The sequence below is a fragment of the Cupriavidus sp. CP313 genome, assembly GCF_054072015.1.
Genome location: NZ_JBSVZB010000019.1, coordinates 99,005 through 124,738, shown reverse-complemented (window position 1 = coordinate 124,738; position 25,734 = coordinate 99,005). Strand labels below are relative to the sequence as shown.

General features: G+C 67.3%; 21 protein-coding genes and 2 riboswitches. Of the genes, 8 read left to right on the top strand and 13 right to left on the bottom strand.

From position 1 onward, the window contains the following. Positions 1 to 21: 21 nt before the first annotated feature. Positions 22 to 1,173: a branched-chain amino acid ABC transporter substrate-binding protein gene (locus ACW4E8_RS24430; RefSeq protein ID WP_456806869.1), complete on the top strand. Its 1,152-nt coding sequence runs from the start codon at positions 22 to 24 to the stop codon at positions 1,171 to 1,173. Positions 1,174 to 1,259: 86 nt separating this feature from the next. Here the strand turns inward: ACW4E8_RS24430 and ACW4E8_RS24425 are convergent, their stop codons facing one another. Further along, on the bottom strand, positions 1,260 to 2,504 hold the full coding sequence (locus ACW4E8_RS24425; protein WP_456806868.1) for a hypothetical protein: 1,245 nt from the start codon (positions 2,502 to 2,504) through the stop codon (positions 1,260 to 1,262). A gap of 23 nt (positions 2,505 to 2,527) precedes the next feature. Further along, positions 2,528 to 3,199: a hypothetical protein gene (locus ACW4E8_RS24420; protein WP_456806867.1), complete on the bottom strand. Its 672-nt coding sequence runs from the start codon at positions 3,197 to 3,199 to the stop codon at positions 2,528 to 2,530. A 318-nt stretch (positions 3,200 to 3,517) separates the two neighbouring features. Between ACW4E8_RS24420 and ACW4E8_RS24415 the strand changes: the two genes are divergently transcribed. From ACW4E8_RS24415 to ACW4E8_RS24405, 3 genes are all read left to right on the top strand, one after another. Then, positions 3,518 to 5,482 carry a hypothetical protein gene (locus tag ACW4E8_RS24415; protein WP_456806866.1) on the top strand — a complete coding sequence of 655 codons (1,965 nt, stop codon included), beginning with the start codon at positions 3,518 to 3,520 and terminating at the stop codon, positions 5,480 to 5,482. Positions 5,483 to 5,648: 166 nt separating this feature from the next. Further along, positions 5,649 to 6,875 carry a cation:proton antiporter gene (locus ACW4E8_RS24410; protein WP_456806865.1) on the top strand — a complete coding sequence of 409 codons (1,227 nt, stop codon included), beginning with the start codon at positions 5,649 to 5,651 and terminating at the stop codon, positions 6,873 to 6,875. After that, positions 6,875 to 7,990 carry a YbdK family carboxylate-amine ligase gene (locus ACW4E8_RS24405; protein WP_456806864.1) on the top strand — a complete coding sequence of 372 codons (1,116 nt, stop codon included), beginning with the start codon at positions 6,875 to 6,877 and terminating at the stop codon, positions 7,988 to 7,990. Before ACW4E8_RS24410 ends, ACW4E8_RS24405 begins: the two co-directional genes overlap by 1 nt. 24 nt (positions 7,991 to 8,014) lie before the next feature. Here the strand turns inward: ACW4E8_RS24405 and ACW4E8_RS24400 are convergent, their stop codons facing one another. The 9 genes from ACW4E8_RS24400 to ACW4E8_RS24360 all read right to left on the bottom strand — a co-directional run bounded on the left by ACW4E8_RS24400 (position 8,015) and on the right by ACW4E8_RS24360 (position 17,611). Continuing rightward, the gene (locus ACW4E8_RS24400) at positions 8,015 to 8,506 is read right to left on the bottom strand and encodes a YMGG-like glycine zipper-containing protein (protein ID WP_456806863.1); all 492 of its coding nucleotides are present in this window, start codon (positions 8,504 to 8,506) and stop codon (positions 8,015 to 8,017) included. A gap of 137 nt (positions 8,507 to 8,643) precedes the next feature. Beyond that, positions 8,644 to 9,501 (bottom strand): alpha/beta hydrolase, encoded by an 858-nt coding sequence (locus ACW4E8_RS24395; RefSeq protein WP_456806862.1) that lies wholly within the window; start codon positions 9,499 to 9,501, stop codon positions 8,644 to 8,646. Positions 9,502 to 9,511: 10 nt separating this feature from the next. Then, a complete protein-coding gene (locus tag ACW4E8_RS24390; protein ID WP_456806861.1) occupies positions 9,512 to 9,985 on the bottom strand; it encodes an OsmC family protein in 474 nt (157 codons plus the stop codon). Between the two features lie 27 nt (positions 9,986 to 10,012). Continuing rightward, the gene (locus tag ACW4E8_RS24385) at positions 10,013 to 10,750 is read right to left on the bottom strand and encodes an MBL fold metallo-hydrolase (protein WP_456806860.1); all 738 of its coding nucleotides are present in this window, start codon (positions 10,748 to 10,750) and stop codon (positions 10,013 to 10,015) included. A 55-nt stretch (positions 10,751 to 10,805) separates the two neighbouring features. After that, positions 10,806 to 12,182, bottom strand: a complete 1,377-nt coding sequence (locus tag ACW4E8_RS24380; RefSeq protein ID WP_456806859.1) for an L-serine ammonia-lyase — start codon at positions 12,180 to 12,182, stop codon at positions 10,806 to 10,808. 144 nt (positions 12,183 to 12,326) lie between these two features. Then, positions 12,327 to 15,257, bottom strand: coding sequence for an aminomethyl-transferring glycine dehydrogenase (gene gcvP / locus ACW4E8_RS24375; RefSeq protein WP_456806858.1), 2,931 nt, complete (start codon positions 15,255 to 15,257; stop codon positions 12,327 to 12,329). Positions 15,258 to 15,374: 117 nt separating this feature from the next. After that, entirely contained in the window at positions 15,375 to 15,755 is a 381-nt protein-coding gene (gene gcvH / locus ACW4E8_RS24370; protein ID WP_010812169.1) for a glycine cleavage system protein GcvH, read from the bottom strand. Between the two features lie 90 nt (positions 15,756 to 15,845). Continuing rightward, positions 15,846 to 16,973 (bottom strand): glycine cleavage system aminomethyltransferase GcvT, encoded by a 1,128-nt coding sequence (gcvT, locus tag ACW4E8_RS24365; RefSeq protein ID WP_456806857.1) that lies wholly within the window; start codon positions 16,971 to 16,973, stop codon positions 15,846 to 15,848. A gap of 98 nt (positions 16,974 to 17,071) precedes the next feature. Next, positions 17,072 to 17,197: riboswitch (glycine riboswitch) on the bottom strand. A gap of 21 nt (positions 17,198 to 17,218) precedes the next feature. Then, positions 17,219 to 17,306: riboswitch (glycine riboswitch) on the bottom strand. Between the two features lie 77 nt (positions 17,307 to 17,383). Next, positions 17,384 to 17,611, bottom strand: coding sequence for a glycine zipper 2TM domain-containing protein (locus ACW4E8_RS24360; protein WP_035821473.1), 228 nt, complete (start codon positions 17,609 to 17,611; stop codon positions 17,384 to 17,386). A 282-nt stretch (positions 17,612 to 17,893) separates the two neighbouring features. On the opposite strand from ACW4E8_RS24360, the gene ACW4E8_RS24355 reads away from it, so the two are divergent. Next, a complete protein-coding gene (locus ACW4E8_RS24355) occupies positions 17,894 to 19,990 on the top strand; it encodes a UvrD-helicase domain-containing protein (RefSeq protein ID WP_456806856.1) in 2,097 nt (698 codons plus the stop codon). A gap of 224 nt (positions 19,991 to 20,214) precedes the next feature. Here the strand turns inward: ACW4E8_RS24355 and ACW4E8_RS24350 are convergent, their stop codons facing one another. Further along, a complete protein-coding gene (locus tag ACW4E8_RS24350; RefSeq protein WP_456806855.1) occupies positions 20,215 to 20,709 on the bottom strand; it encodes a hypothetical protein in 495 nt (164 codons plus the stop codon). A 285-nt stretch (positions 20,710 to 20,994) separates the two neighbouring features. Between ACW4E8_RS24350 and ACW4E8_RS24345 the strand changes: the two genes are divergently transcribed. Together ACW4E8_RS24345 and ACW4E8_RS24340 are read left to right on the top strand one after the other, a co-directional pair. Beyond that, positions 20,995 to 21,732 carry a response regulator gene (locus ACW4E8_RS24345; protein ID WP_456806854.1) on the top strand — a complete coding sequence of 246 codons (738 nt, stop codon included), beginning with the start codon at positions 20,995 to 20,997 and terminating at the stop codon, positions 21,730 to 21,732. Continuing rightward, positions 21,729 to 22,856, top strand: a complete 1,128-nt coding sequence (locus ACW4E8_RS24340; RefSeq protein ID WP_456806853.1) for a sensor histidine kinase — start codon at positions 21,729 to 21,731, stop codon at positions 22,854 to 22,856. Before ACW4E8_RS24345 ends, ACW4E8_RS24340 begins: the two co-directional genes overlap by 4 nt. Here ACW4E8_RS24340 and ACW4E8_RS24335 read toward each other — a convergent pair. Continuing rightward, a complete protein-coding gene (locus ACW4E8_RS24335) occupies positions 22,842 to 23,984 on the bottom strand; it encodes an ABC transporter substrate-binding protein (protein WP_456806852.1) in 1,143 nt (380 codons plus the stop codon). The genes ACW4E8_RS24340 and ACW4E8_RS24335 overlap by 15 nt on opposite strands. A gap of 201 nt (positions 23,985 to 24,185) precedes the next feature. Between ACW4E8_RS24335 and hemN the strand changes: the two genes are divergently transcribed. After that, the gene (gene hemN / locus ACW4E8_RS24330) at positions 24,186 to 25,670 is read left to right on the top strand and encodes an oxygen-independent coproporphyrinogen III oxidase (RefSeq protein WP_456806851.1); all 1,485 of its coding nucleotides are present in this window, start codon (positions 24,186 to 24,188) and stop codon (positions 25,668 to 25,670) included. Positions 25,671 to 25,734 lie beyond the last annotated feature (64 nt).

Here is a 25,734-nt window from a genome sequence, read left to right as displayed (position 1 = left end):
TTTGGGACCCAAGGAGATCTGATGAGCTCGACATTCCACAAGACGGCAATGACCGTTGCCCTGACCCTGGCTGGCCTGACCGCCGCCTCCGCCGCGTTCGCGCAGGCCCAGGAAATCAAGCTGGGCTTTGCCGGCCCGATGACCGGCGGCCAGGCGCAGTACGGCAAGGACATGCAGAACGGCATCGTCCTCGCAATCGAGGACATGAACGCCACCAAGCCCAAGATCGGCGGCAAGGAAGTCAAGTTCGTGCTGGTCTCCGAAGACGACCAGGCCGACCCGAAGACCGGTTCGGTGGTGGCGCAGAAGCTGGTGGATAACGGCATCCAGGGCATGCTGGGCCACTTCAACTCGGGCACCACCATCCCGGCGTCGATGGTCTACAGCCGCGCCGGCATTCCGCAGATCGCCATGGCGACCGCACCGGAATACACCAAGCAAGGCTTCAAGACCACCTTCCGCATGATGACCTCCGACACCCAGCAGGGTTCGGTGATCGGCGCCTTCGTGGTGAAGAAGCTGGGCGCGAAGAACATCGCCATCGTCGATGACCGCACCGCCTACGGCCAGGGCCTGGCCGACGAGTTCGAGAAGGCCGCCAAGGCCGCCGGCGGCAAGGTCGTGCGCCGCGAGTTCACCAACGACAAGGCGGTGGACTTCAAGGCCGTGCTGACCAACATCAAGCGCAGCAACCCGGACATCATCTTCTACGGCGGCGCCGAGACCCAGTCCGCGCCGATGGCCAAGCAGGTCAAGGAACTGGGCATGAAGGCCCCGCTGGTGTCGGGCGAAATGTCCAAGACCGACAACTTCCTGAAGCTCGCCGGCCCGGCCGCCGAAGGCACGGTGGTGTCGCTGGCCGGCCTGCCGCTGGACCAGATGCCTGGCGGCTCCACGTATGAGAAGAAGTACGAGAAGCGCTTCGGCTCGAAGGTGCAGACCTACTCGCCGTACGCCTATGACGGCGCCACCGCGATGATGTCCGCCATGGTCAAGGCCGGGTCGACCGATCCGGTGCGTTACCTGCCGGTGCTGGCCGCTACCAATATGCAGGGCGTGACCACCAAGATGCTGGCGTATGACGCGCGTGGCGACCTGAAGGATGGTGGTATCACTGTCTATAAGGTGGTTGGCGGCAAGTGGACGGTGCTGGAGACGGTTGGCGGGAAGTAACGCCTCGGTTTCTACCGGTCTGCACATAGAAAACGCCATCCTCAGGGATGGCGTTTTTTGTTTGCTCGGTCCGTATGGACGATGCGCTAAGGTTCAGGATGCATAGGGCTGCGCCTATGCGAGCGACCTGCCAGCCGCATCTGGATATCTGCAACGATACCGCTTGCTTCGGCATCGTTAAGAGCGGCAAGTTGAAACCGGTCTAATCGTCTGAGGGCATCTTCGACGAGACCGCGTTCAATCAGGACGTCCATCATGGGCTCTGACATCGGCGAGGCCGCAACGGCAATGAGCCCGCGAGGGTCGGCATCCGGCTGCATTACCAGCGAGGCGAGCAGGTTCGGAACCGGCTCACCGGACAAGGCGTTGGCAATCGTGGAGCTTGCCTTCGCCCAGTTGTTGTAGCGTGCAAGCGCGAGGACATCCAGATCGAGCGAATCGATTGCGAATGCGGGAGGGTTCGAGTCGAGAATTCGACGCATTGAGCGCAAGGTATCCGGTGCCAAGGAAGCAAGCGCATAAGGCAGTTGTGCTGTCGTAGCCAGGATCTGCGCTAGCTCCTGGTTGGAAAGGCCTGAATTCTCGATCAAGCCGAGCAAATGAAGCTGTTGTCCTGGATCCGCAATGAGTGGAAGGTGAAAGCTGATTTCATTCACGTACTCATTGATATTGATCGTGCCGTTTGATCTCGCGGCATCTAACAGCGCGATGCTATCCTGCGTTTCGCCAAGTCGTGAATATTGCAATGTCGCCTGATGGGCAGTTGCATGATCGCTGGAGCCCGCCACCTTACGCAGCGACCCAAGCACCAAGGGATTTCCGGGAAGCTGCCACTCATCCGCGGAAGTCATTGATGCATTGCGTTCAAACTGCGAGGAAAGGAGGTTTACAAGCGAACGCCTCACTCCATCGTCATAGCTACCACGATGCAGGCTGTTTTCAATCCGTTCGATGATCTGCTCTTTATTTTTTGGTTTGATGAATTGCATCGTATCCAATAGATAACGGGCAGTCTCAGGCTCCTGGGCGTGGATTTCGAAGGTCTTCCATAGCTGGTCGATTTTCTCGTCGGCGGTCAGGTTTGAATTTTCCAGCATGCCCTGGATGTCAGCGGGCAAGCGATCACTCTGCTCATGCTCGAATCGCTGAGAAGATGCGGCCGGCTCATCTGAAATGGGTGGGGTGAGAGCCGCCGGTAAAGAGTCACCCGCGCTCGGGGGCGAGTATCCAGCGAAGTGCTTTCCGCCGTCACGGTCTGGGACGAAGCCGTACCAGGCTGCGCATACAAGAGAAGCTCCTGTAACTAGCAGGATGATCGTAAGCCGGCTCATGGCACATACTTCTCCATCGCTCATTACTTGGGCAGAAGGAAGACTCCCCTCTCATTCAGAGAGCTGAACAGAGTGGATGGCCGATCTGTCTTGTACATGACATTCCATCGCGCCAGGTTTGAATTCGAAAGTGGAGAAAATGCATCGATGACAAACTTGTCGCATCGGTAGAGGCCGCGGACCGGCCGACGATAGCTTGTGCATGCCGGTGGTGAGCACGCTGGTCTCGCCGAAATATAGCCGTCTGTAATGGTGTAGTCGGCGCCGATCTGCTTGATCACCAATGCGTTTTGGACAATCGCTTCCTTCATGCCAAGGGAGATCAAATACGAGCAGGCTGCATCCACGCACATGCGCTGCTGCGGCAGTTTTTCCAATTCAGCTACAAATACGGCTCCCCAGTAATGGGTGCGGGATTTGAAATCTGCTAGTGAATTCATGTTGATGGCATTTCCGCTTGTGTTTAGAGCCTCAATGACATGTTTTCCGGTCCAGATTCCCACATGCCCTACGCCCCGTAGTCCGACGAGATCCAAATTTCGACCGACTATATCGGCAGCACTGACCGGATCTGAGCCGACTTGCATCGGCACCACTGTTGGCGGGCGACGCCATTGTGCGTATGCTGGCATCGCCAGCAGTAGCGCAATACCGAGGGAGATATGCGACACCCTCCGGAATATGGGAGCTTTCATCGGCTTCTCGGTTATGGTTGACACCGCTACGGACCGTTCCAACGTCATTTCTCGCCAGTTCAATAACGAGAATGCGTTTGTCTTGTCTCAACCTAGTTCGAAGTCATCCGCCTTTCAGTAGCCGATTGCGTAAATGTTGGCGCGAAGATTCGCCGAATGTACGCAGACGATCCCGATGCCGCAGTCGTCAACACGGGTCGCGACCTGACGGATGTTGAAGACGAACCGAGCGCCTCGCATTCGATGCCGACGCGAATCGCTCCCCAGTTGGCGCATAATCCCGCACTCGCACATTTTTTCAATCCATAGGAGCAGTACGTGTCCGAGCAGGAAGCCAGCTACGACCACGCCATCGGGCTAGCCAACCAGGGGCGCTTCGCCGAAGCCCTGCAGATTGCCGACCAGCTGTCGCAGGCCCGCCCCGAGGTGGTTGATTTCGTCACGCTGCGGGCGCGGCTGCACTTTGACAACGGTGACGCCAACGCCGCGCTGGCGGTGCTGGACGAGGCGCTGGCGCGGCTTGACACGCAGCCGCTGCAGCCGCCGCACCGCTGGGCCTCGCGCGGGGTGATCGCGCACCGTTACGGCGCCATGCTGATGAGCCTGGGCCGCGATGCCGAGGCGCGCCCGTGGCTGCATGAGGCCGCGCAACGCAGCGGCCTGCTGACGGGCGAATGGGCCGCGCATTTCCACGCCGGCCTGGCCGCCCTGCGCATGGGCGACATGGCCGCCGCGGCACGCTACTGGCATGACCTGATGGTCCGCAATCCCGACCTGGGCGCCGACGACATCGCACCGCTGGTGACGGACTACATCGCCCGGGCCGAGGCCGCCGGCGTGCCGGTGGAGCCGCTGATGCGCGTCTGCCTGGGCCGCGTGGCGCTGGACAACCCGCATCTGCTGGCGCTCGATCCCGCAGCCGGTGACACCGTAGCCGCCGACCAGGCCGCCCGTGTGCTGGCCGAGCACCCTGACCACCCCGACGCGCGCCGCCTGCGTGCACCGCTGCGCCACGGCGTGGGCGACGTCCAAGGGGCACTGGACGACCTGGCGGTCTACCTGCGCCAGGTACCCGACCCGCAGAGCCAGGTACGCGAACTGGCCTGGCGCCACCAGCTGGCGCAGCACGCCGACAGCACCCAGCCGGCCGATCGCGAGCCGTGGCTGCGCTTCACGCTGACTGACCAGTCCGACGACGGTGCCGGCTACTACCGCGCCGCCATGGCGCTGGGCGAGTTCATCGACGAGGTGCCGGCCGCCGAGGCCGCGCTGCGGCCGGTGCTGGTGCAGGCCGGCCGTGCCGGCGTGGCGCGCTTCGACCAGTACTTCGCCACCGGCCAGGGCGATGCCGCGGGGCACGGCGGCAATGCTGACCCGCACGTCTATTCGCTGCTGTGCCGGCTGCTGTCGCGCAGCCTGCCGGCCGACGCCGCGCACGTGGACGAGCGCATCGCGCTGCACCAGCAGGGCATGGCCGCCAGCGAGTTCATCGACCACTGGATCGACCTGCTCGACTGCCACGCCGACGCGGGCCAGCACCAGAAGGTGGCCGAGCTGGCCGGCGAGGTGCTCAACCGCTACCCGCTGGAGCGCAACCCGGCCGACGTGACCTGGGCCTTCAGCCGCATGATCGCGGCCTGGAAGGCCATGGGCGGCGCCGAGCCGACCGAGGCCGCGCGTGCCGCGATGATGCACATGGATGCCCGCCTGGACGCGCTGCCGGTGGAAGCCCGCAGCGAGGCCGCGCACCCGATGGCGCACGCGCGCGCGCACTTTGCCGCGCTGCTGCAGGCGCAGGTGGCCGGCATGGACGAGCACGACCGCACCGATGCCCTGGCCGAGATCGAGGCCCAGCAGCGCCGCGCGCTGCTGGTGGAGGACGCCTGGCTGTACAACCGCTTCGGCCAGGTCTGGCGCGACGTGGGCGAGCCCGAGCGCGCGCTGCCGCTGTTCGAGCAGGCGGTGGCGCTGACCGAGGGCGATCCGCTGGACCAGGCCGGCCCGCGCGTGCAGCGCGGGCTTGTCCACAACGCAGCGCGGCGCCACGATGCCGCGCTGGCCGACTTTGTTGCCGCCTTCGCCGTGCGTGACGACTGGGATGCCGAGGTGTACCTGCGTGCCGTGCAGTCGGCGCTTGGCCTGGACCAGCGTGAAACCGCGCTGGGGTATTTCGAGAAGGCCCGTGCCCGCGGGGCCGCGCAGGCCTCGACGCGCACTTTGTACGCACAGGTGGAGGCCGCGCTGAAGGCAACCCGGCCGATGTGGAAAGTCTGGGGCGTCTGAAACGTCGCTCCGGACCCGCGAGCGGTCTGGATGTGTAAGGTATGTAAAAAACGCCATCTGGAGATGGCGTTTTTTACATACAGATGACAGAAGTTGTGCGCGTGTTTTGTGCGGTGTCGGACAATCACTGACATGGATTGTGAAGTGCTTACATTACCATGTCGCCATGAATGGACTGAGCCAACTTTTTCCAAGCCTCCCGCTCGCGCCCGGCGGCCTGTTCTGGGTCGGGCTGGCGCTGGTCGGCGCCGGCCTGGCCGGTGAGCTGAGCCGGCGCTGGCTGCGCTGCCCGCGCATCGTCGGGTATGCCGCGGCGGGGCTTTGCGCCGGCATGCTGGGGCGCGGCATCGTCGACGAGAACATGATCAACCAGACCCGTATCCTGATCGATATGGCGCTGGCGCTGGCCTTGTTCGAACTCGGGCATCGCCTCTCGCTGACCTGGCTGCGCGCCAACCGCTGGCTGCTGCTGACCAGTGCCTTTGAAAGCCTGCTGACCTGGGGCCTGGTGGCGGCGGTGCTGCAATGGATCGGCGCCTCGCCCGGCGTGGCGATCCTGGCCGGCGGCATCGCGGTCAGCACCTCGCCCACCATCGTGCTGCAGCTCAAAAATGAGTTGCGCGCCGACGGCCAGGTCACCGAGCGCCTGATGGCGATGGCTGCGCTCAACAGCATCTACGCCGCCGCCATCGTGCAGGTCGCCACCGGCTGGCTGCATTCGGAATACGGCAACCTGGGCGCAGCGCTGCTGCATCCGCTGTACCTGCTGGTGGGCTCGTGCCTGCTGGCGTGGGTGGTGGGCAAGCTCGGCCATGCCATCTATGACCGCATGTCGGCCGACGACCACTACAGCTTCCTGGTGCTGGTGGGCCTGGTGCTGTTCACGCTGGCGCTGACCCGGGTACTAAAATTGTCAATGCCGCTGACGCTGATGCTGGCCGGTGTCGTGTTCAAGCACCAGGACAACCAGCCGCATGTGTGGCCGCCGCATTTCGGCAGTGCAGGCAGCCTGCTGATCATCGTGATGGTGGTGTCGCTGGGGCTGCCGCTGACGGCACAGGACTGGGCCGTGGGTGGCGTCTACGCCATCGTGCTGGTGGTGCTGCGCCATGTGGCCAAGCTGGCGGGAGTGGTATCGCTGGGCTCGTTCTCGGGCCTGAGTCTGCGCCAGTGCATGGCGCTGGGGCTGGCGCTGGCGCCGATGTCGGGCCTGGCCTACCTGCTGATGCATGACGTCGCGCGCCTTTACCCGGGAACCGGCCAGCCGCTGGCGGCCATCATCCTGTGCGCGCTGGCCATCGAACAACTTTTCGGTCCGGTGATCGCGGCCTGGGCGCTGCGCTACGCAGGCGAAGTCCGCGTCGACATCCGGGCCAATGGAGGAGGGCGCTGATGTCGCTCGAACCGTTCAAGCACTCAGAGGCGCTGACCTTCGGCGTGGAGCTGGAGCTGCAGCTGGTCAACCGGCATGACTATGACCTGGCCCCGTTCGCGCCCGACCTGCTGCGCGCGCTCAAGGGCGCCGAGCATGCCGGCGACATCAAGCCGGAGATCAGTCCGTCGATGATCGAGATCAGCACGGGGATCTGCCACAGCTACCAGCAGGCGCTGGAAGAACTGAGCGTGATGCGCGACCTGATGGTGGCAGCCTCGCGCTCGCTGAACCTGGGCATTGCCGGCGGCGGCACCCACCCGTTCCAGCAGTGGGCCGACCGCACCATCTCGGATTCGCCGCGCTACCAGTACATCTCCGAGCTGTACGGCTACCTGGCCAAGCAGTTCACCGTGTTCGGCCAGCATGTGCATATCGGCTGCCCCAGCGCCGACGAATCGCTGTTTTTGCTGCACGCCATCGGCCGCTACGTCCCGCACTTTGTGGCGCTGGCGGCATCCTCGCCCTATGTGCAGGGCGTGGATACCGGCTTTGCCTCGGCGCGGCTGAATTCGGTCGCGGCCTTCCCGATGAGCGGGCGTGCGCCGTTCCTGCTGACGTGGGACGCCTTCACCGCGTATTTCGAGAAGATGCGCAATACCGGCGTGATCGAGAGCATGAAGGACTTCTACTGGGATATCCGGCCCAAGCCGGAGTTCGGCACCATCGAGGTCCGCGTGATGGACACGCCGCTGACGGTGCAGCGCGCCTGCGATATCGCCGCCTATATCCAGATGCTGGCGCGCTACCTGCTGCTGTCGCGCCCCTTCATGCCGCAGGAAGACGATTACCTGGTGTACACCTTCAACCGCTTCCAGGCCTGCCGTTTCGGGCTGGAGGGGGAGTACGTGCATCCCAACGAACTGACGCGCATGCCGATCGCCGACCATATCCTGTCGATCTGCGACGCGCTGGTGCCGCACGCCGAGGCACTCGGCTCGCTGGAGGCGCTGGCCAATATCCGCGCGCTGGCCGAGCGTCGCGACGGCGATGCCGAGTGGCTGCGCCAGGTCGATGCCGATGCGCGCAGCCAGCGTGAAACGGTGCGCAAGGCGTGTGACCGGTGGGCTTCCTGAGCCTGCGCCGGGCTGCCCTCTGTCTTATTTGACGCTGTAGCCGCGCCCCTGCATGCAGGCGCCCCAGGCCTGGTAGTACGAGCCCATCGCCTGGCTGGTATTGGCCGCCGCCTGCTGGTTCGCGGCGTCCGCCTGCCGCCGCGACTGCCGGTGCGCCACGCCGCCCCCCACCGTACCCGCTGCAGCGCCGACCGCCGCACCCTTGCCGGCATCGCCTGCAATCGCGCCCACCACAGCACCCGCCGCGGCGCCGCCCGCGGCACCCCGCACCCGCTGGCCGCTCTGCGCCTGGGCCGGCGGCGGGGCGTTGGCGGCCTGTGCCGGATCCACGCCGGTCTGCTGCTTGGCCCAGCTGTAGCATGCACCGTCGTCGCTGGCCTGCTGTTGCTGGCTCTGGCCCTTGGCCGGATAGGCCATAGGCTTGTTCTGCGCCATGGCCTGGGCCGGGATCAGCACGATGGCCGCGGCCAGTGCGCCGAGGCAGCTGTATAGCTTGCGAGGCTGGCATTGCTTCATGATGGTGTTCCCCCAACGGGTGTCGGCGTACGTAACGCTGGATGCACCGCCCGGTGCACAAGTGGCGCGCCGTTCTGTGAAGGTCAGTATTTGCGGCCTGCAGGGGTAAGTCAAATCAGCGTTTTGACGGCCTGATGTTATTTGTTTGTGGTTGGTGGCGGGGACAGCAGGAACGCGACCGCTTCCTGCCACCAGGCCGTATCGACATGCCCGGTCCAGTCGTTATGCCCGGCGCCGTCGATCACCGCCAGCCGCCGGGGTTCGCCCAGCGACGCATAGAGCGCCTGGCCGAAGCGTGCCGGCACGATGGTGTCGCGTTCGGCGACCGCGACCATCACCGGGCGGCCGAAGCCTTCCAGGTTGGCCGCGCTGTCGTAGCGGTCGCGCAGCACCCAGCCGGCCGGCAGCCAGGGATAGTGATGCGAGGCAATATGCGCAAGCTTGTCCCACGGCGTGATCAGCAGCACGCCGGCGACGCTCTCTCGCTGGCGCGCCGCGGCCGCTGCGGCCACGCCCGCGCCCAGCGACTCGCCGATCAGCAGCAGTGGGCCGCCGAACTGGCGCCGGGCCAGCGCAATGGATTGCTCCGCGTCATCCACGAAGCTGCGCTCGCCGAGCGCGCCCGTGCGCGGTCCGTACGCCGGATACTCGGCCAGGATCACGCGAAGGCCCAGCTTCGTCAGCGCGCTGGCGTAGTAGTCGCGATGCCCGGCGTGACCGGCGTTGCCGTGAAAGACCATGGCGGTGGCACGCGCGGATCCGGCCGGCTCGGCTACCAGTCCGCGAAAGTCCTGCGGCCCCGGCCAGGCGCGCAGCCCGGGCGCGACCATGTCATCGACCGTCGCCTTGTCGGGGAAGTAGAGGAAGTGATCCTGCAGCATGAAGGCCCCTGCAAGCAGGACTAAACCGGCGGCCAGCCAGCGCAGCAGGCCGTGCCGAACCGGCGTGGTCCGCGGCGACACCAGCAGTGCCGGTGCCGGAATGATGGCAGCCATGGCAAGGCGGCTACGCGCCGGCGAACACCGGTTCGCAGCGCACCTCGGTCCTGACCGAGTTGGCGATAAAGCAGGCGTCATGCGCGGCGTGGTGCAGGGCATCGAGCGCTTCGCGCGTGGGCTCGCGCTCGCCGCCAAACGTCACCTGCGGGCGCAGCGTCACCACGGTCATCGCCATCTGCCCGTCCGCGTTCTTTGCCATCACACCAGTGGCCGCATCGAGGTAGCGGTCGACGACGAAGCGTTGCTTCGCCGCCAGCGACAAGAACCACAGCATGTGGCAGCTCGACAGCGAGGCGATAAACATCTCCTCCGGATCGACTGCGCTCGCATCCGACATCGGCAATGGCACCACATGGGGCGACGACGATCCCGGGACTTCCGCTCCGCCGTCAAAGCGCAGCACATGCCTGCGGCTGTAGCGGTTGCCGGCGAAATCCTGCCCGTCGCGGTGCCACAGGACCTCTGCGGTGTATGTGGACATGCAAAGACTCCTAACGTTAGGAAAACCTCAGGCGCCGTGCGGCACGCTTTCACCGTCGCGCAGGCCCAGGCGCTGGTTGGCCGGCACGGCGACATCGATCAGCTTCGGGCGCGGCAGGTTCAGGTTGCGCATCATCTCGATGAACTCTTCGCGCGTGCGGCCGGCGACGCGGCTGTTGTGGGCGCGCTCCTGGCCGATGGTGGACGAGGTACGGCCCTTGTAGTCGTGGGCCGGATAGACCTGCGTGTCGTCGGGCAGCGCAAACAGCTTCCTGGTCAGGCTGTCGTAGAGCGTGCCGGCGTCGCCCGACTGGAAGTCGGTGCGGCCGCAGCCGTCGATCAGCAGGGCATCGCCGGTGAAGACGCGGCGTACCATGCCGTCGGGCGTGGGCTCTTCCCACAGGTAGCTCATGCTGCCGGCAGTATGCCCGGGTGTATGGATGGCGCGCAGCACCTGCTTGCCGAAGGCGACAGTATCGCCGTCGATCAGCTGCTTCTGGGCGGGCTTGATATCGCAGCCGGACGGCGCCGCAGTGTGCGCGCCGGTCTGCAGCGCAAGGTGGCCGGCCGAGGTGATGTGGTCGGCATGGGCATGGGTTTCGATGACCCAGGCCAGCCGCGCGCCGGTGGAATTCAGCAGCGCCAGGTCGCGTTCCAGCTGGTGGTCGACCGGATCGATCAGCAGCGCGTCCCCGGTGGCGGCGTCGATCAGCAGGTAGGTGAAGGTGGACGAGGTCTCGTCGAACAGCTGGTGGAAGGTCTGCATGGCTGCCCTCTTGTTTTTCGTTCGGGGAACGCCGCCATGATACGCCGCGCTGCCCCTAGCATTCCACGATATTCACCGCCAGCCCGCCGCGCGCGGTCTCCTTGTACTTGGTCTTCATGTCGGCGCCGGTCTCGCGCATGGTCTTGATCACCGAATCGAGCGACACGTAGTGCGTGCCGTCGCCGCGCAAGGCCATGCGCGCCGCGTTGACCGCCTTGACCGAGGCCATTGCGTTGCGCTCGATACACGGGATCTGCACCAGCCCGCCAACCGGGTCGCAGGTCAGCCCGAGGTTGTGCTCCATGCCGATCTCGGCCGCGTTCTCCACCTGCGCGGGGCTTCCGCCCGTCACCGCGGCGAGCGCGCCGGCCGCCATCGAGCAGGCCACGCCGACCTCGCCCTGGCAGCCGACTTCGGCGCCGGAGATCGACGCATTGAGCTTGTACAGCAGGCCGATCGCGCCCGCGGTCAGCAGGAAGTCGACCACGCCCTGCTGGTTGGCGCCGGGCACGAAGCGGTCGTAGTAGTGCAGCACCGCCGGGATAATGCCCGCCGCGCCATTGGTCGGCGCGGTGACCACGCGCCCGCCGGCGGCGTTCTCTTCGTTGACGGCAATGGCGTACAGGTTGACCCAGTCCATCACCGAGAGCGGGTCGGACAGGGTGCGCTCGGCGCGCTCGGTCAGGCTGCGGAACAGTTCGGGCGCACGGCGCTTGACCCTGAACGGCCCCGGCAGCTCGCCGTCGGTGCGGCAGCCGCGCGCGACGCACGCCTGCATCACATCCCAGATATGCAGCAGGCCGCTGGTGACTTCCACCTCGCTGCGCCAGGTCAGCTCGTTCTCCATCATCAGCCGCGCGATGCTCTTGCCGCTGGCGGTGGCCATCTCCAGCATGTCCTTGCCGCTGCGGAACGGGTGTGGCAGCTGCTGCGCGGCATTGAGCACCTGCGTGTTGGGTGCGCCCGCGGTCACGACGAAGCCGCCGCCGACAGACAGGTAGCGCGCCTCGCGCAGCGATGCGCCGCTGGCGTCGAAGGCATGGAACTTCATGCCGTTGGGGTGCTCGGCCATGGCCTCGCGCCGGTAGAAGGCGATGTGCTCCTTCTCGACGAAGCGCACGATATGCTGGCCCAGCAAGGACAGCTCGCGGCTCGCGCGCAGCGCGGCCAGGCGCGTGTCGATCGAATCGGGATCGATGGTGTCGGGGGCCTCGCCCATCAGGCCGAGGATCACGCCCTTGTCGGTGCCGTGGCCCTTGCCGGTGGCGCCCAGCGAGCCGTACAACTCCACGCGCACGCTGGCTACCTGCGGCAGCAGGCCGTCGCGCTCAAGCCCCTGCGCAAACATCAGGGCCGCGCGCATCGGGCCCACGGTATGCGAGCTCGACGGGCCGATGCCCACCTTGAACAGATCAAAGACGCTGACTGCCACGGAATGTCTCCAGCAATGGGATGGCCCTGAAGAGGCTCTTTTTGGTGGGTTGGCGTGGCTGCGACGGGCACCACGACATCGCGATGCCCGTCATCTCGAGCATAGTTCGTTGGCGGGCCGCCGCGGCTGCGGCGGCGCTACGCCTCAGTCCACCACGTAATCGCTGACCGGCACGCAGGCGCAGAACAGGTTGCGGTCACCGTACACGTTATCGGCACGGCCGACCGGCGGCCAGTACTTCTGCGTGCGCAGCGATGCCACCGGGTAAGCGGCTTCCTCGCGCGTGTACTTGTGGGTCCACTCGTCGGCGGTCACGACCGCGGCGGTGTGCGGCGCGTGCTTGAGCGGGTTGTCGTCGCGGTCGAAGGTGCCGTCGGCGACGCGGCCGATTTCCTGGCGGATCGCGATCATCGCATCGATAAAGCGGTCCAGCTCGTGCAGCGCCTCGCTCTCGGTCGGCTCGATCATCAGCGTGCCCGGCACCGGGAAGCTCATGGTCGGGGCGTGGAAGCCGTAGTCCATCAGGCGCTTGGCCACGTCTTCATTGCTGATGCCGGTGTCCTTCTGCAGCGGGCGCAGGTCCAGGATGCACTCGTGCGCGACCAGGTCGTGCTGGCCCGTGTACAGCACCGGGTAGTACGGCGCCAGGCGCTTGGCCACGTAGTTGGCCGCCAGGATCGCATTCTCGGTGGCGGCGGTGAGGCCGGCCGAGCCCATCATCGCGATATACATCCATGAGATCGGTAGGATGCTGGCCGAGCCGAACGGTGCCGCCGACACGCCGCCGATGCCGCGGTCGTCGCGGCGGTAGCCCACGCTGTCCTGGTTGGGCAGGAAGTCCGCCAGGTGCGCACCGACCGCGACCGGGCCCACGCCCGGGCCGCCGCCGCCGTGCGGGATGCAGAAAGTCTTGTGCAGGTTCAGGTGCGACACGTCGCCGCCGAACTGGCCCGGCGCGGCGGTGCCGACCATCGCGTTCATGTTGGCGCCGTCCACGTAGACCTGGCCGCCATGCTGGTGCACGATCTCGCAGATCTGCTGCACGCCCTGCTCGAACACGCCGTGCGTGGACGGGTAGGTGATCATGATCGCCGCCAGGTTCCTGCTGTGCTGCTCGGCCTTCTTCGCCAGGTCTTGCAGGTCAACGTTGCCGTTCTCGTCGCAGGCCACCACCACCACCTTCATGCCGGCCATCTGCGCCGACGCCGGGTTGGTGCCGTGCGCCGACGACGGGATCAGGCAGATGTCGCGATGGCTTTCGCCACGGCTGGCATGGTAGGCGTGGATGATCAGCAGGCCGGCGTACTCGCCCTGCGAGCCGGCGTTGGGCTGCAGGCTGACCGCGGCGTAGCCGGTGGCGGCGCACAGCATGGCCTCGAGCTGGTCAATCATCTCGCGGTAGCCCACGGTCTGGTCCAGCGGCGCGAACGGGTGGATCTGGCTGAACTCGGGCCACGTCACCGGGATCATCTCGCTGGTGGCGTTCAGCTTCATCGTGCACGAGCCCAGCGGGATCATGGTGCGGTCCAGCGCCAGGTCCTTGTCGGCCAGCATGCGCAGGTAGCGCAGCATTTCGTGCTCGGCGTGGTGCGTGTTGAAGACCGGGTGGGTCAGGTATTCGCTGGCGCGTGCCAGCGCCGCCGGGAAGGCGTCCTGCGCGACGGCCTCGAGCTTGTCGAAGTCCAGTTCGGCGGGCAGCGGCTTGCCTTGCGTGAAGACTTCCCACAGCGCGACCACGTCGGCGCGGGTGGCGGTCTCGTCCAGCGAGATGCCGACGCGCGTGGCGCTGATATGGCGCAGGTTGATGCCGCGCGCGGTGGCTGCGGCATGGATCGCATCGGTGTTGAAGCCGGTTTCCAGCGTCAGCGTGTCGAAGAAGCTGGCGTTGGTGCGCGCGAAGCCCAGTGCCTGCAGGCCGGCGGCCAGCGTCGCGGCCAGGCGGTGCACGCGCTGCGCGATGCGCTTCAGGCCCTGCGGGCCATGGTAGACGGCATACATCGAGGCCATCACGGCCAGCAGCACCTGCGCGGTACAGATGTTCGAGGTGGCCTTCTCGCGGCGGATATGCTGCTCACGCGTCTGCAGGGCCAGGCGATAGGCCTTGTTGCCCTGCGCATCGATGGTCACGCCGACCAGGCGGCCCGGCATCGAGCGCTTGAATGCGTCCTTCACCGCCATATAGCCGGCGTGCGGGCCGCCGAAGCCCAGCGGCACGCCGAAGCGCTGCGAGTTGCCCACGGCCACGTCGGCACCCCATTCGCCGGGTGCGGCAATCAGGGTCAGCGCCAGCAGGTCGGCGGCAGCCACCACCAGGCCGCCGGCGGCGTGCACGGCATCGGCGATGGCGCGGTAGTCGTTGACGTCGCCATTCACGCCCGGGTACTGCAGCAGCACGCCGAAGGCGTTGGCCGCGGCGGCATCGGCGGCGGGGCCGACCTTGACTTCGATGCCCATCGGCAGCGCGCGCGTGCGTACCACTTCCAGCGTCTGCGGCAGCACGTCGTCGGCCACATAGAAGGTGTTCGAATCGTGCTTGTTCACGCGCTGCAGCAGCGTCATGGCTTCGGCTGCAGCAGTGCCTTCATCCAGCATCGACGCATTGGCGATATCCAGCCCGGTCAGGTCGGTGACCATCTGCTGGAAGTTCAGCATCGCTTCCAGGCGGCCCTGCGAGATTTCCGGCTGGTAAGGCGTGTAGGCGGTGTACCAGGCCGGGTTCTCGAAGATATTGCGCAGGATGACGCCGGGCGTGACGGTGTTGTAGTAGCCCTGGCCGATAAAGCTCTTCAGCACCTTGTTCCTGCCTGCCAGGCCGCGCAGCCTTGCCAGCGCGGCTTCCTCGCTGAGCGGCTCGGTGAACTCGCCCATCGGCATGCCGTCGCGGCGGCGGATGGCGTCGGGGATGACGGCGTCGATCAGCGCGGCGCGGCTGTCATAGCCAAGCACCTTCAGCATGTGCTGCTGCTCGGGGGTATCGGGGCCGATATGGCGGGCGGCGAAGGCGTCGCGCGCCTCCAGTTCGGCCAGCGTGGGCCGGTTCACTTGGGCGGCGTTCATGGGAAGCGGGGCGTTCATTGGCAAGAACCTCGTGGGGTGCGCGCCGGCCGGTGGTCAGCCGGGACGGCGCGCGTCTGTCTGCAGGGGCCGGTCCGCCAGTCCGCCCGTAGGCGGCAGGGACCGGCGCCGCCGGCGTCAGGCGCCGACGCTGGCCTTGTAGGCGTCGGCCGACATCAGGCCGTTGACGTCGTCGCCGTTGGCCGGCTTGAGCTTGAACAGCCACGCGTCGAAGGCGTCGGCGTTGACGCTCTCCGGGGCGGCCGTGGCGGCCTCGTTGACGGCGATCACTTCGCCGGCCACCGGGGCGTAGATGTCGGAAGCGGCCTTCACCGATTCCACCACTGCCAGCGCGTCGCCGGCACCAACCGACTTGCCCACTTCGGGCAGTTCCAGGAAGACGATGTCGCCCAGCGCGTCCTGCGCGTGGTCGGTGATGCCGATGGTGAGCGTGCCGTCGGCTTCGACGCGTACCCACTCATGCGACTCGGTGTACTTGAGGTCAGCGGGGAAATTCATGGAGGTTCTCCGGATTCAGATCTGTTTCTTGTTGGGTGATGCCTGCCCGGCGAAGCTGCCGGCAGGCGAGGGCGACCGTTGGTATGAGCCTCAGCTCACGAGTGCCTTGCCATTACGCACAAACGGCAGTTTAACCACAGTCGCGTTGAGTTTGCGGTCGCGGATCTCCACCTGCACGGTATCGCCCACGGCGACATCCTTCGGCAGGCGGGCAAAGGCGATGGACTGAGACAGCGACGGGCTGAAGGTGCCGCTGGTGATTTCACCGTCACCGGCCGGGGTGATCACTTTCTGGTGGGCGCGCAGGACGCCGCCTTTGTCACGCAGGATCAGGCCGAGGAATTGCTGGCGCGAACCGGCCGCGGCCAGTGCCGCCTTGCCGGTGAAGTCGCGCTCGCTCTGCAGGTCCACCGTCCAGGCCAGGCCCGCATCCAGCGGCGAGGTGTTGATATCCATGTCCTGGCCATACAGGTTCATGCCGGCTTCCAGGCGCAGCGTGTCGCGCGCGCCCAGGCCCGCCGGGCGCACGCCGGCGGCGTTCAGCTTTTCCCAGACGGCGGCTACGTTTTCGGCCGGCACCACCAGTTCGAAGCCGTCTTCGCCGGTGTAGCCGGTGCGCGCCACCATGATCTCGCCGATGGCCGGGTCCTGGACCACGGCGGCGTTGAAGGGCTTGAGCGCGTCCGAAGGCTGGGTCGAGGGGAAGGTGCTCCACACCTTGGTACGGGCGTTGGGCCCCTGCACGGCGACGATCGCCAGAGGCTGCACGCCTGCAGGCGCAACATCCTCACGGCGCGGCGTGATGGTCACATCGCTGCCGGTAGCGGCATTGCGCGCGCGGATCCATTCGATGTCGCCCAGCGCGGTGCTGGCGTTGACGACCAGGCGGAAGCGGTCTTCGGCAAAGAAGTAGACGATCAGGTCGTCGATCACGCCGCCTTTCTCGTCCAGCATGCAGGAGTAGAGCGCCTTGCCCGGGGTCTGCAGCTTGTCGACATTGTTGGCCAGCAGGCCGCGCAGGAAGCTGCGGGTATTGGCGCCGGTGAGGTCGACCACGCACATGTGCGACACGTCGAACATGCCGGCGTCGGTGCGCACGGCATTGTGTTCTTCGATCTGGGAGCCGTAGTTGACCGGCATGTCCCAACCGCCGAAATCAACCATGCGGGCGCCGAGGGCGCGGTGGATGGCGTTGAGGGGCGTGGCCTGGAGCGTCATGGAATCCTCGGGGGCAATCTCGGTTGGCGAAAACAAAAAAGGGCCATCCGCCGCAACGCTCGCCGCGCCTGAATGTGGCGTAGCAATCCGCTGCGGCGGATGACCCCTCTGTCCTCGATACCTGAGAGATTACAAGGCGGATCCTGCCGGACCCCGTCCTCGTGCGCCCCTTCGGTGGGCACGCTCGCCACGAATGGCGGGTGCCGCTCTCCAGAGTGCGGCATGCATCGTGTGCATATTGCATGCCGATCCGATCGGTCCGTGGTGCCTGAGAGTTTTCGGGTGATACCCCTTCGGCGGCGCAGGCGATGCGCGCTCTCCCGGTCGGATGCGCGCAATGTACGGGAGGCCCCGGCCTTTGTCAAACCGGCCAGGGGAGCCTGCCGTACCTGTCGCTGCGGCGGTCCGGCTTACTTCTTCTTGTCGTCGGTGACAACGTTACCGATCACGCCGCCCACGGCCGCGCCACCCAGCGTACCCAGCGCACTGCCGTCGGTGAGGATGGCGCCGCCCACGGCGCCCGCGCCCGCGCCAATGGCGGTATTACGCTGCTTCGGGGTCATGTCCGCGCAACCGGCAAAGGCCGCAACGGTCGCGCCGATCAGGGTCACCTTGGTCAAAGTCTGCAGGGTTTTCATTATTGGCTCCGATGTGATGATTCAAGCATGTCACCCCCGCCGCGCAGGCCGGGGGACATACCAGTTAGAGCGTTGCGTTGCGCGATTGGCTCCGGCCTTTACGAAGTGTTACGCCGGTGACACAACCGGCCCTGTCAACGCGGTTTTCGCCGACTGACCTGCCGCGGCCAGCGTGTTAACATCGTCAGCTTTGCCGCCGTGCCCGTTTTTGGGGTGCTGGCGTGTCCCGCCTGGCCTTCCGCTGTTCCTGCTGATTTCCCTGCCTCCAACCGCATCCCACGCATGACCCATGGCCTGAACTCCGCCCAATCCGAAGCCGTCCGCTACCTGGACGGCCCTTGCCTGGTGCTGGCCGGGGCGGGCTCCGGCAAGACCCGGGTGATCACGCAGAAGATCGCGCATCTGATCGAGGACAAGGGTTTCGAGCCGCGCCATATCGCCGCCGTCACCTTTACCAACAAGGCCGCCAAGGAGATGCAGGAGCGCATCGGCAAGCTGATGGAGGGCAAGACCACGCGCGAGGGCAAGCGCATCCCGCTCAAGCAGCTGACGGTCTGTACCTTCCACTCGCTCGGGGTGCAGATCCTGCGCATGGAGGCCGAGCACGTGGGCCTGAAGCCGCAGTTCTCGATCATGGATTCGGACGACTGCTTCGGCCTGATCCAGGAGCAGCTGGGCACCACCGACAAGAAGCTGATCCGCGGCGTGCAGGGCACGATCTCGCTGTGGAAGAACGGCATGGTCGATCCGGAGGCAGCGATCGCGCAGGCCGCCAATGCCGACGAGCACCAGGCCGCGCTGGTCTACCGCAACTACGTGGCGACGCTGCACGCCTACCAGGCGGTGGATTTCGACGACCTGATCCGCCTGCCGGCCGAGCTGTTCGCGCGCAATGAAGCGGTGCAACTCAAGTGGCAGAACCGCCTGCGCTACTTCCTGGTCGACGAATACCAGGACACCAACGCCTGCCAGTACCAGCTGCTCAAGCTGCTGGCGGGCGGCTCGCACCTGCGTGCGCCGGCCTTTACCGCGGTGGGCGACGACGACCAGGCCATCTATGGCTGGCGCGGCGCCACGCTGGACAACCTGCGCGGGCTGCAGACCGATTTCCCGGACCTGAAGGTGATCAAGCTGGAGCAGAACTACCGCTCCACCGTGCGCATCCTGGAAGCGGCCAACGCGGTCATCGCCAACAATCCCAAGCTGTTCGACAAGAAGCTGTGGAGCGAGCACGGCATGGGTGACCCCATCGCCATCCACCCGATGAACGACGAGGAGCACGAGGCCGAGTCGGTGGTGTTCCGCCTGTCCGCGCACAAGTTCGAGCGCCGCGCGCAGTTTCGCGACTACGCCATCCTGTATCGCGGCAACCACCAGGCGCGGCTGTTTGAGCAGATCCTGCGGCGCGAACGGATTCCCTATGTGCTGTCGGGCGGCCAGAGCTTCTTCGACAAGGCCGAGATCAAGGACATCTGCGCCTACCTGCGCCTGATTGCCAACCCCGACGACGATCCCGCCTTTATCCGCGCCATCACCACGCCGCGCCGCGGTGTGGGCACTACCACGCTGGAAGTGCTGGGCACCTTCGCGGGACAGGCCAAGGTGTCGCTGTTCGAGGCCGCGATGATGGGCGGCATCGAAGGCAAGCTGCAGCCGCGCCAGCTGGAGCCGCTGCGCGTGTTCTGCGAATCGATGGTGCGGCTGGCCGACCGTGCGGCCAAGGATCCCGCCACCGTGGTGCTGGACGACCTGATGGAAGGCATCCACTACGAGGCCTACCTGTACGACGCCTTTGACGAACGGCAGGCGCAGTCGCGCTGGACCAATACGCTGGAATTTCTGGACTGGCTCAAGCGCAAGGGCACCAAGCCCGAAGGCGCGGAAGGCGAGGAAGCCACCGGTTTCGACAATGCCGACGGCTTCGGCAGCGAAGGCAAGAACCTGCTCGAACTGACCCAGACCGTGGCGCTGATGAGCATGCTGGAAGGCCGCGAGGAAGATCCCGACGCGGTGCGGCTGTCCACGCTGCATGCGTCCAAGGGGCTGGAGTATCCGCACGTGTTCCTGGTCGGCGTGGAAGAGGGCATCCTGCCGCACTGCCGCGAAGACGAGGACATGAGCGACGAGAAGATCGAGGAAGAGCGGCGGCTGATGTATGTCGGCATCACCCGCGCCCAGCGCAGCCTGCATGTCAGCTGGTGCAAGAAGCGCAAGCGCGCGCGCGAGACCTACTCGTGCCAGCCTTCGCGCTTTATCGGCGAGATGAAGCTGGAGGAAGCGCCTGCGCCGGTGGATGAAACCCCGGCGATGAGCCCCAAGGACCGGCTCGGCGCGCTCAAGGCGCTGCTGGGAACCGGCGGCAAGACGGCCCCGGGCTGAACGGGCGCTACAGTCCCGATACAAAGGCCTACCAGGCTGACAAGACGCCGGGTGCAGGCGTACCTAGTATGGCGGCTGTGCTGCTCGCGCCGTTTGCGCCGGTGGCGCCGCGGCAGGCCCGCCCGGTCTGCCTGCTGCGCCGGACTTCTCGTTCGGAACTTCCCTGTTATTCGGCCCCCGGCACGTGAAGCGTACGGGGGCGTTTTTTTGCGGCGGCTGCGAACCTACCGCTGCGGTCCGCCCGGCGGCGGCATCATCGCGCCCGCGGGCGGCAGGCCCAGCCAGCGCGCGGCTTCGGGCGCGGCGCGCAGGCGCCGGCGCTGGGCCGCGTCGAGGCTGTCGTCGAGCGCCAGCCAGCGTTCGCGCACCGCGCGGCGGTCCTGCTCCAGCGCATCGTGCAGTCGGTCCATGGCCTGCGCGCGCGGCCGCAGCGGCGCGTCGGGGGTTTCGTCGGCGGTCTCGCGCAGCAGGCGCGCGTGCAGTTCCAGTGCATGGGCCTCGGCTTCGCGCGTGGCGCTGCGTGCGGCCTGCCAGAGCCTGGCCTGCGCGGCACTGAGTCCCAGGGACTCAGCGAATGCCGGCGCGGCGGGCGGTGGCGGCATCGCCCCTGTCGGCGGCGGGCCGGATTGCAGCGCGCTGGCCGGCGTGGCCAGCAGGCACACGGTGCACAGCGCCAGCAGGGAAGCGGCGGTGCGCAGGCGGGAAAGGGGAAATGGCATGGCGTTCTCCTGTGATGGCGGACACCGTCGTGGCAACGTGCCGCACGATGCCCGCGGTTGGCTCGGGTCAATGCCGGTCCATGCTAGGGAAGGCTGCATGCCAATGCTTGAGCACTTGGTCAGGCCCGTATTGCAATCCCGTACAAAGGACGGCTGGCCGGCAAGACTGCGTATCAGGGCTGATACAAAGCCGGCACAGTGGGGGCATCGCGGGCTGGTAAAGTTGGGCACCGCATGCCCCCCGGCACCGGCCCCTGCTGCCGGCATATGCCGATCCCTTCGCTTATGGAATTCACCCCCACACTCCCGATCCGCCTGCTGATCGTCGACGACGATCCCCAGATCCGCGCCATGCTGGCCGACTACCTGTCCACCTTCGGCATGCAGGCCGATGGCGTCGAGGGCGGTGCCGAGATGCGGCAGGCGATGGCCGCCACGCGCTACGACCTGGTGATCCTTGACCTGTCGCTGCCCGGCGAAAACGGCCTGGCGCTGTGCCGCGAACTGCGCGCGCGCACCGAAGTCGCGGTCATCATGCTGACCGCGCGCGCTGAGTTGGCCGACCGCGTGGTCGGGCTGGAAGTTGGCGCCGACGACTACGTTACCAAGCCCTTCGAGATGCGCGAACTGGTGGCGCGCATCCACACCGTGCTGCGCCGTATCCGTGGCCACGGCGCCGACGCGCGCCAGGGCGCGGCGCCTTCCGGGCATGAGGTGCGCTTCGGCGACTGGCGCCTGAACACCACGCTGCGCCAGCTGGTCGACCGCGACGAGGTGGTGGTGCCGCTGTCCAATGCCGAATTCCGCCTGCTGCTGGCCTTTGTCGAACAGCCCAACCGCGTGCTCGACCGCGAACTGCTGATCAACCAGGCGCGCGGCCGCGGCCTCGATGTGTTCGACCGCAGCATCGACCTGCTGGTGTCGCGGCTGCGCCAGAAGCTGCGCGACGATCCGCGCGACCCCACGCTGATCCGCACCGTGCGCGGCGAGGGCTATGTCTTTACCGCCACGCAGCAAGGATGAACGCGATGGGCCGGCTGGCGCGCCATGATTCGATGTTCGTGCGGCTGTTCGTGGTGATGGCTGCGATCATGCTGGCCATGCACCTGCTTGGCATGACCGTGATCGAAAGCCTGTTCCCGCGGCCGGGCAGCGAGCACGTGCTGCGTGACCGCCCCGGCGGGCCGCCGCCTCCGCCCGAGGCGTGGCCGCCCGGGCCGCGGACGGAAGGCGCGCCCGCCGGGGTGCCCGCCGAACGCATGCCGCCCCGGCCGCCGCCGCGCTGGCCCTGGCCGCCGCACCTGGGCCTGCTGTTCCAGGTAGCGGCGATCGTGGCCGCTTCGTGGGCCGGCGCGCGCCTGCTGGCGCGCCCGGTGCAGGAGCTGGCCAGCGGTGCCGGCCGGCTGGCGCAGGACGTGCACGCCGCGCCGCTGGACGAGCGCGCCGGCCCGGCCGAAGCGCGTGCCGCGGCGCAGGCGCTGAACCATATGCAGCAGCGCATCCGCACGCAGCTGGCGCAGCAATCGCGTTTCCTGGCGGCGGTGTCGCACGACCTGCGCACGCCGCTCACGCGCATGAGCCTGCGCATCGAGCGCATGGACAGCGCGGATGTCCGTGACGTGCGCTACCGGCTGCGCCAGGACCTGGCCGAGATGAACGGCCTGATCGATGCCACGCTGTACTACCTGCGCGACCGCGACGAAGCCGGTGGCCCGCGCCAGCGTGTGGATGTGCTGGCGCTGCTGCAGGCGGTGGTCGACGATGCCGCCGAGACCGGCCACGAGGTCGCGCTCAGCGGCCAGGCGCAGCCGCTGCTGGCGTGCCCGTCCGAACTGCGGCGCGCGGTGGTGAACCTGGTGGAAAATGCGCGGCGCTACGCCGGCGCGGCCAGCATCGTGCTGACCGACAGCCCGCAGCGCGTGCTGATCGACATCTGCGACAACGGCCCCGGCATCCCGCCCGACGAGCTGCCGCGCGTGCTCGAGCCGTTCTACCGCGTCGAATCCTCGCGCAGCCGCGCCACCGGCGGGGTCGGCATGGGGTTGTCGATCGCGGCCGACATTGCCGCGCGCCATGGCGGCGAGCTGACCCTGAGCAACCGCCCCGAAGGCGGCGTGCGCGCGCGCCTGTCCTTACCGCGCGGCTGACACCGCCAGCGTGACGTACTGCGAGCCGCGCTGCCCGTGCGTGAAGTCGAGCGGGAAATCGCCCACGTCCACGCGCCCCTGCAGCGCCCGCCGCATTTCGGCCGCGCCGCTGCCGCGCAGGCCGGCCAGTGCGCGCGCCAGCCACGCCGCGCCGATATAGCCGGCTAGCGTGGCCGGCGACGGCGGCTCATCCAGGTATTGCTTCATGCGCGCCACGTGTTCCTTCACCACCCGCAGCGTGGCCTGCTGCGGCCCGGGCGCGATCTGGGTCAGCACCATGCCCCCGTTGTAGCCAGCGCCCAGGATCTCGCGCGCGGCGGTGGCGCTGACCGACGACAGCCCGACCAGGAAACCGTACCAGCCCTGCACCGCCAGCGCGCGGCCCAGCCCGGCGTAGGCAAGGGTATCGCCCGCCACGATCACCGCGCCCGGGCGGGTGGCGGCGATGCGCCGGGCGGCGGCGTCGGGATTGGCCTCGAGCGGCACCGCGCGCGTCCCGGTCTGCGCCTCCAGCCGGGCCAGTGACGGGGCAGCGAAGTCCGGCGCCAGGGCCAGCGCGATGCTGGTCAGGCCATAGCTGCGCAACTGGCGTACCGCCGCGTCCAGTTCGGCCTGGTAGTCGGCGCGGGTGAACCAGACATTGTCGGCCGCCAGCCCAAGGCCCGACAGCGGCGCCACGATCTGCACGCCGCGCCGGCCCAGCTCGGCCGATGCGGCCAGCGCCGGCAACAGCCGGTCGCCCGGGCCGAACAGCAGCTCGGCGCGGTCGGTATCGGCCAGCGACACCGCCTGCGCCAGCGCGCGGCGCGGGTCGGGATCGGCGTCGCGGACCACGTGCGCGATGCGCACCGGGCCGTTGCCGGCGTTGACGGCATCGAACATGACCTTGGCCCCGGCCAGGTAGTCGCGCGCAAGGTCGGCTTGCGCGCCGCCGCGGTCGAGCAGGTGGCCGACCACGACCGTGCGGCGCGCCTGCGCCTGGGCCTGCGACAGCGCTGGCCAGGCGGGCAGGGCCAGTGCCGCGCCGGCGGCGGCAAGCAGGCGGCGCCGTTGCCCGGCCGGTGCTGCCAGGTGGCTGCGCAGCGGTGGGTACGGCGGAAACATCGGAGTCTGGTCGGGAGTTGGCATTGCAGGGGCAGGGGCAGGTGACGCGCGGGCCGGCGGTGGCGCGCAGCGTATCCGCCACACATGACACCAATGTGACGGCCGCCGCCCCTCGGCGCCGCGCGTATCTGGCAGGTCCGATGCCCGCGCTTGACGGCGGTCAACGCGCCAGCGGCGGTGCAGTCCTACGATGGGCCGTCACACACCCATTCCCCCGCGCCCCCAATGACCCCGTCTGCCATGACTTCCCCTGCGCCCGACCGCCGCGCGCTGTCCGACTTCCGCGCGCTGGCCGGCCGCATCGACGGCAACGGCCCGCGCTATACCTCGTACCCGACGGCCGACCGCTTCCGCAACGGCCCCGACCTGTCGCTGTACCACGACGCACTGGCCGCCTGCCGGGCCGACGCGCCGGCGCCGCTGTCGCTGTACCTGCATATCCCGTTCTGCGAGAACATCTGCTACTACTGCGGCTGCAACAAGATCATCACGCGCGACCATGGCCGCAGCGCCCGCTACGTCAACTACCTGGGCCGCGAGATGGCGCTGGTGGCAGACCGGCTCGGGCCGCGCCGCCAGGTGCTGCAGTCGCACTGGGGCGGGGGCACGCCGACCTTCCTCGACCCCGACGAGATGCGCCGCGTGATGGCGCTGCTGCATGAGCATTTCGAGCTGGCGGCCGAGGGCGAGCATTCGATCGAGATCGATCCGCGCCGCGTCGACCACGCCCGCATGGCGCTGCTGGCCGAGCTGGGTTTCAACCGCGTCAGCCTGGGCGTGCAGGATTTCGATCCCGAGGTCCAGCAGGCCATCCATCGCATCCAGCCCTTCGAAGAGACCCGCACGGTGGTGGATGCCGCGCGCACGCTGGGTTTCCGCTCGGTCAGCCTGGACCTGATCTACGGCCTGCCGCACCAGACCGCGGCGCGCTTTGGCCGCACCATCGAGCAGGTGCTGGCGCTGCGTCCCGACCGGCTCTCGGTCTATAGCTACGCGCACCTGCCGCATGTGTTCAAGCCGCAACGCCGCATCGACGAAACCGCCTTGCCGCCCGCCGGCGAGAAGCTCGACATCCTGGTCTCCACCATCGAGCGGCTGACCGCCGAGGGCTACGTCTATATCGGCATGGACCATTTCGCGCTGCCCGACGACGACCTCGCCGTGGCCCAGCGCGAAGGGCGGCTGCAGCGCAACTTCCAGGGTTACTCCACGCACGCCGGCTACGACCAGGTCGGGCTCGGCATTTCCGCGATCGGCGCGATCGCGGGGCGCTACGTGCAGAACGCGCGCACGCTGGACGAGTACTACGGCGCGCTCGACCACGGCCGCCTGCCGCTGGCGCGCGGCGTGGCGATGAACGCCGACGACCACCTGCGGCGCGAGATCATCGGCGACCTGATGTGCAATGGGGTGCTCGATATCCCGGCGCTGGAAGCGCGTCACGGCATCCGCTTCAGCACGGCCTTTGCGCCGGAGCTGGCCGACCTCGCCGCACTGGGCGCGGACGGGCTGGTGCAATGCGCGCCGGAACGCATCACCGTGACGCCGCTGGGCCGGCTGCTGGTACGGCGCGTGGCGATGGTGTTCGACCGCTACCTGCGCGAGGATGCCGTGCGGACCGCGGACACTGGTGCCCAGGCCGCTGCCGCCAACGATGGCGCGCAACCGGTACGCTTTGTGCCGCGGGCGCGGTACTCGCGCGTGGTGTAGCGGCCGCGCAGGCGGTACGGACGAAAAAAAGCCCGCGCAATGTGCGCGGGCTTTTCGTTTGCAG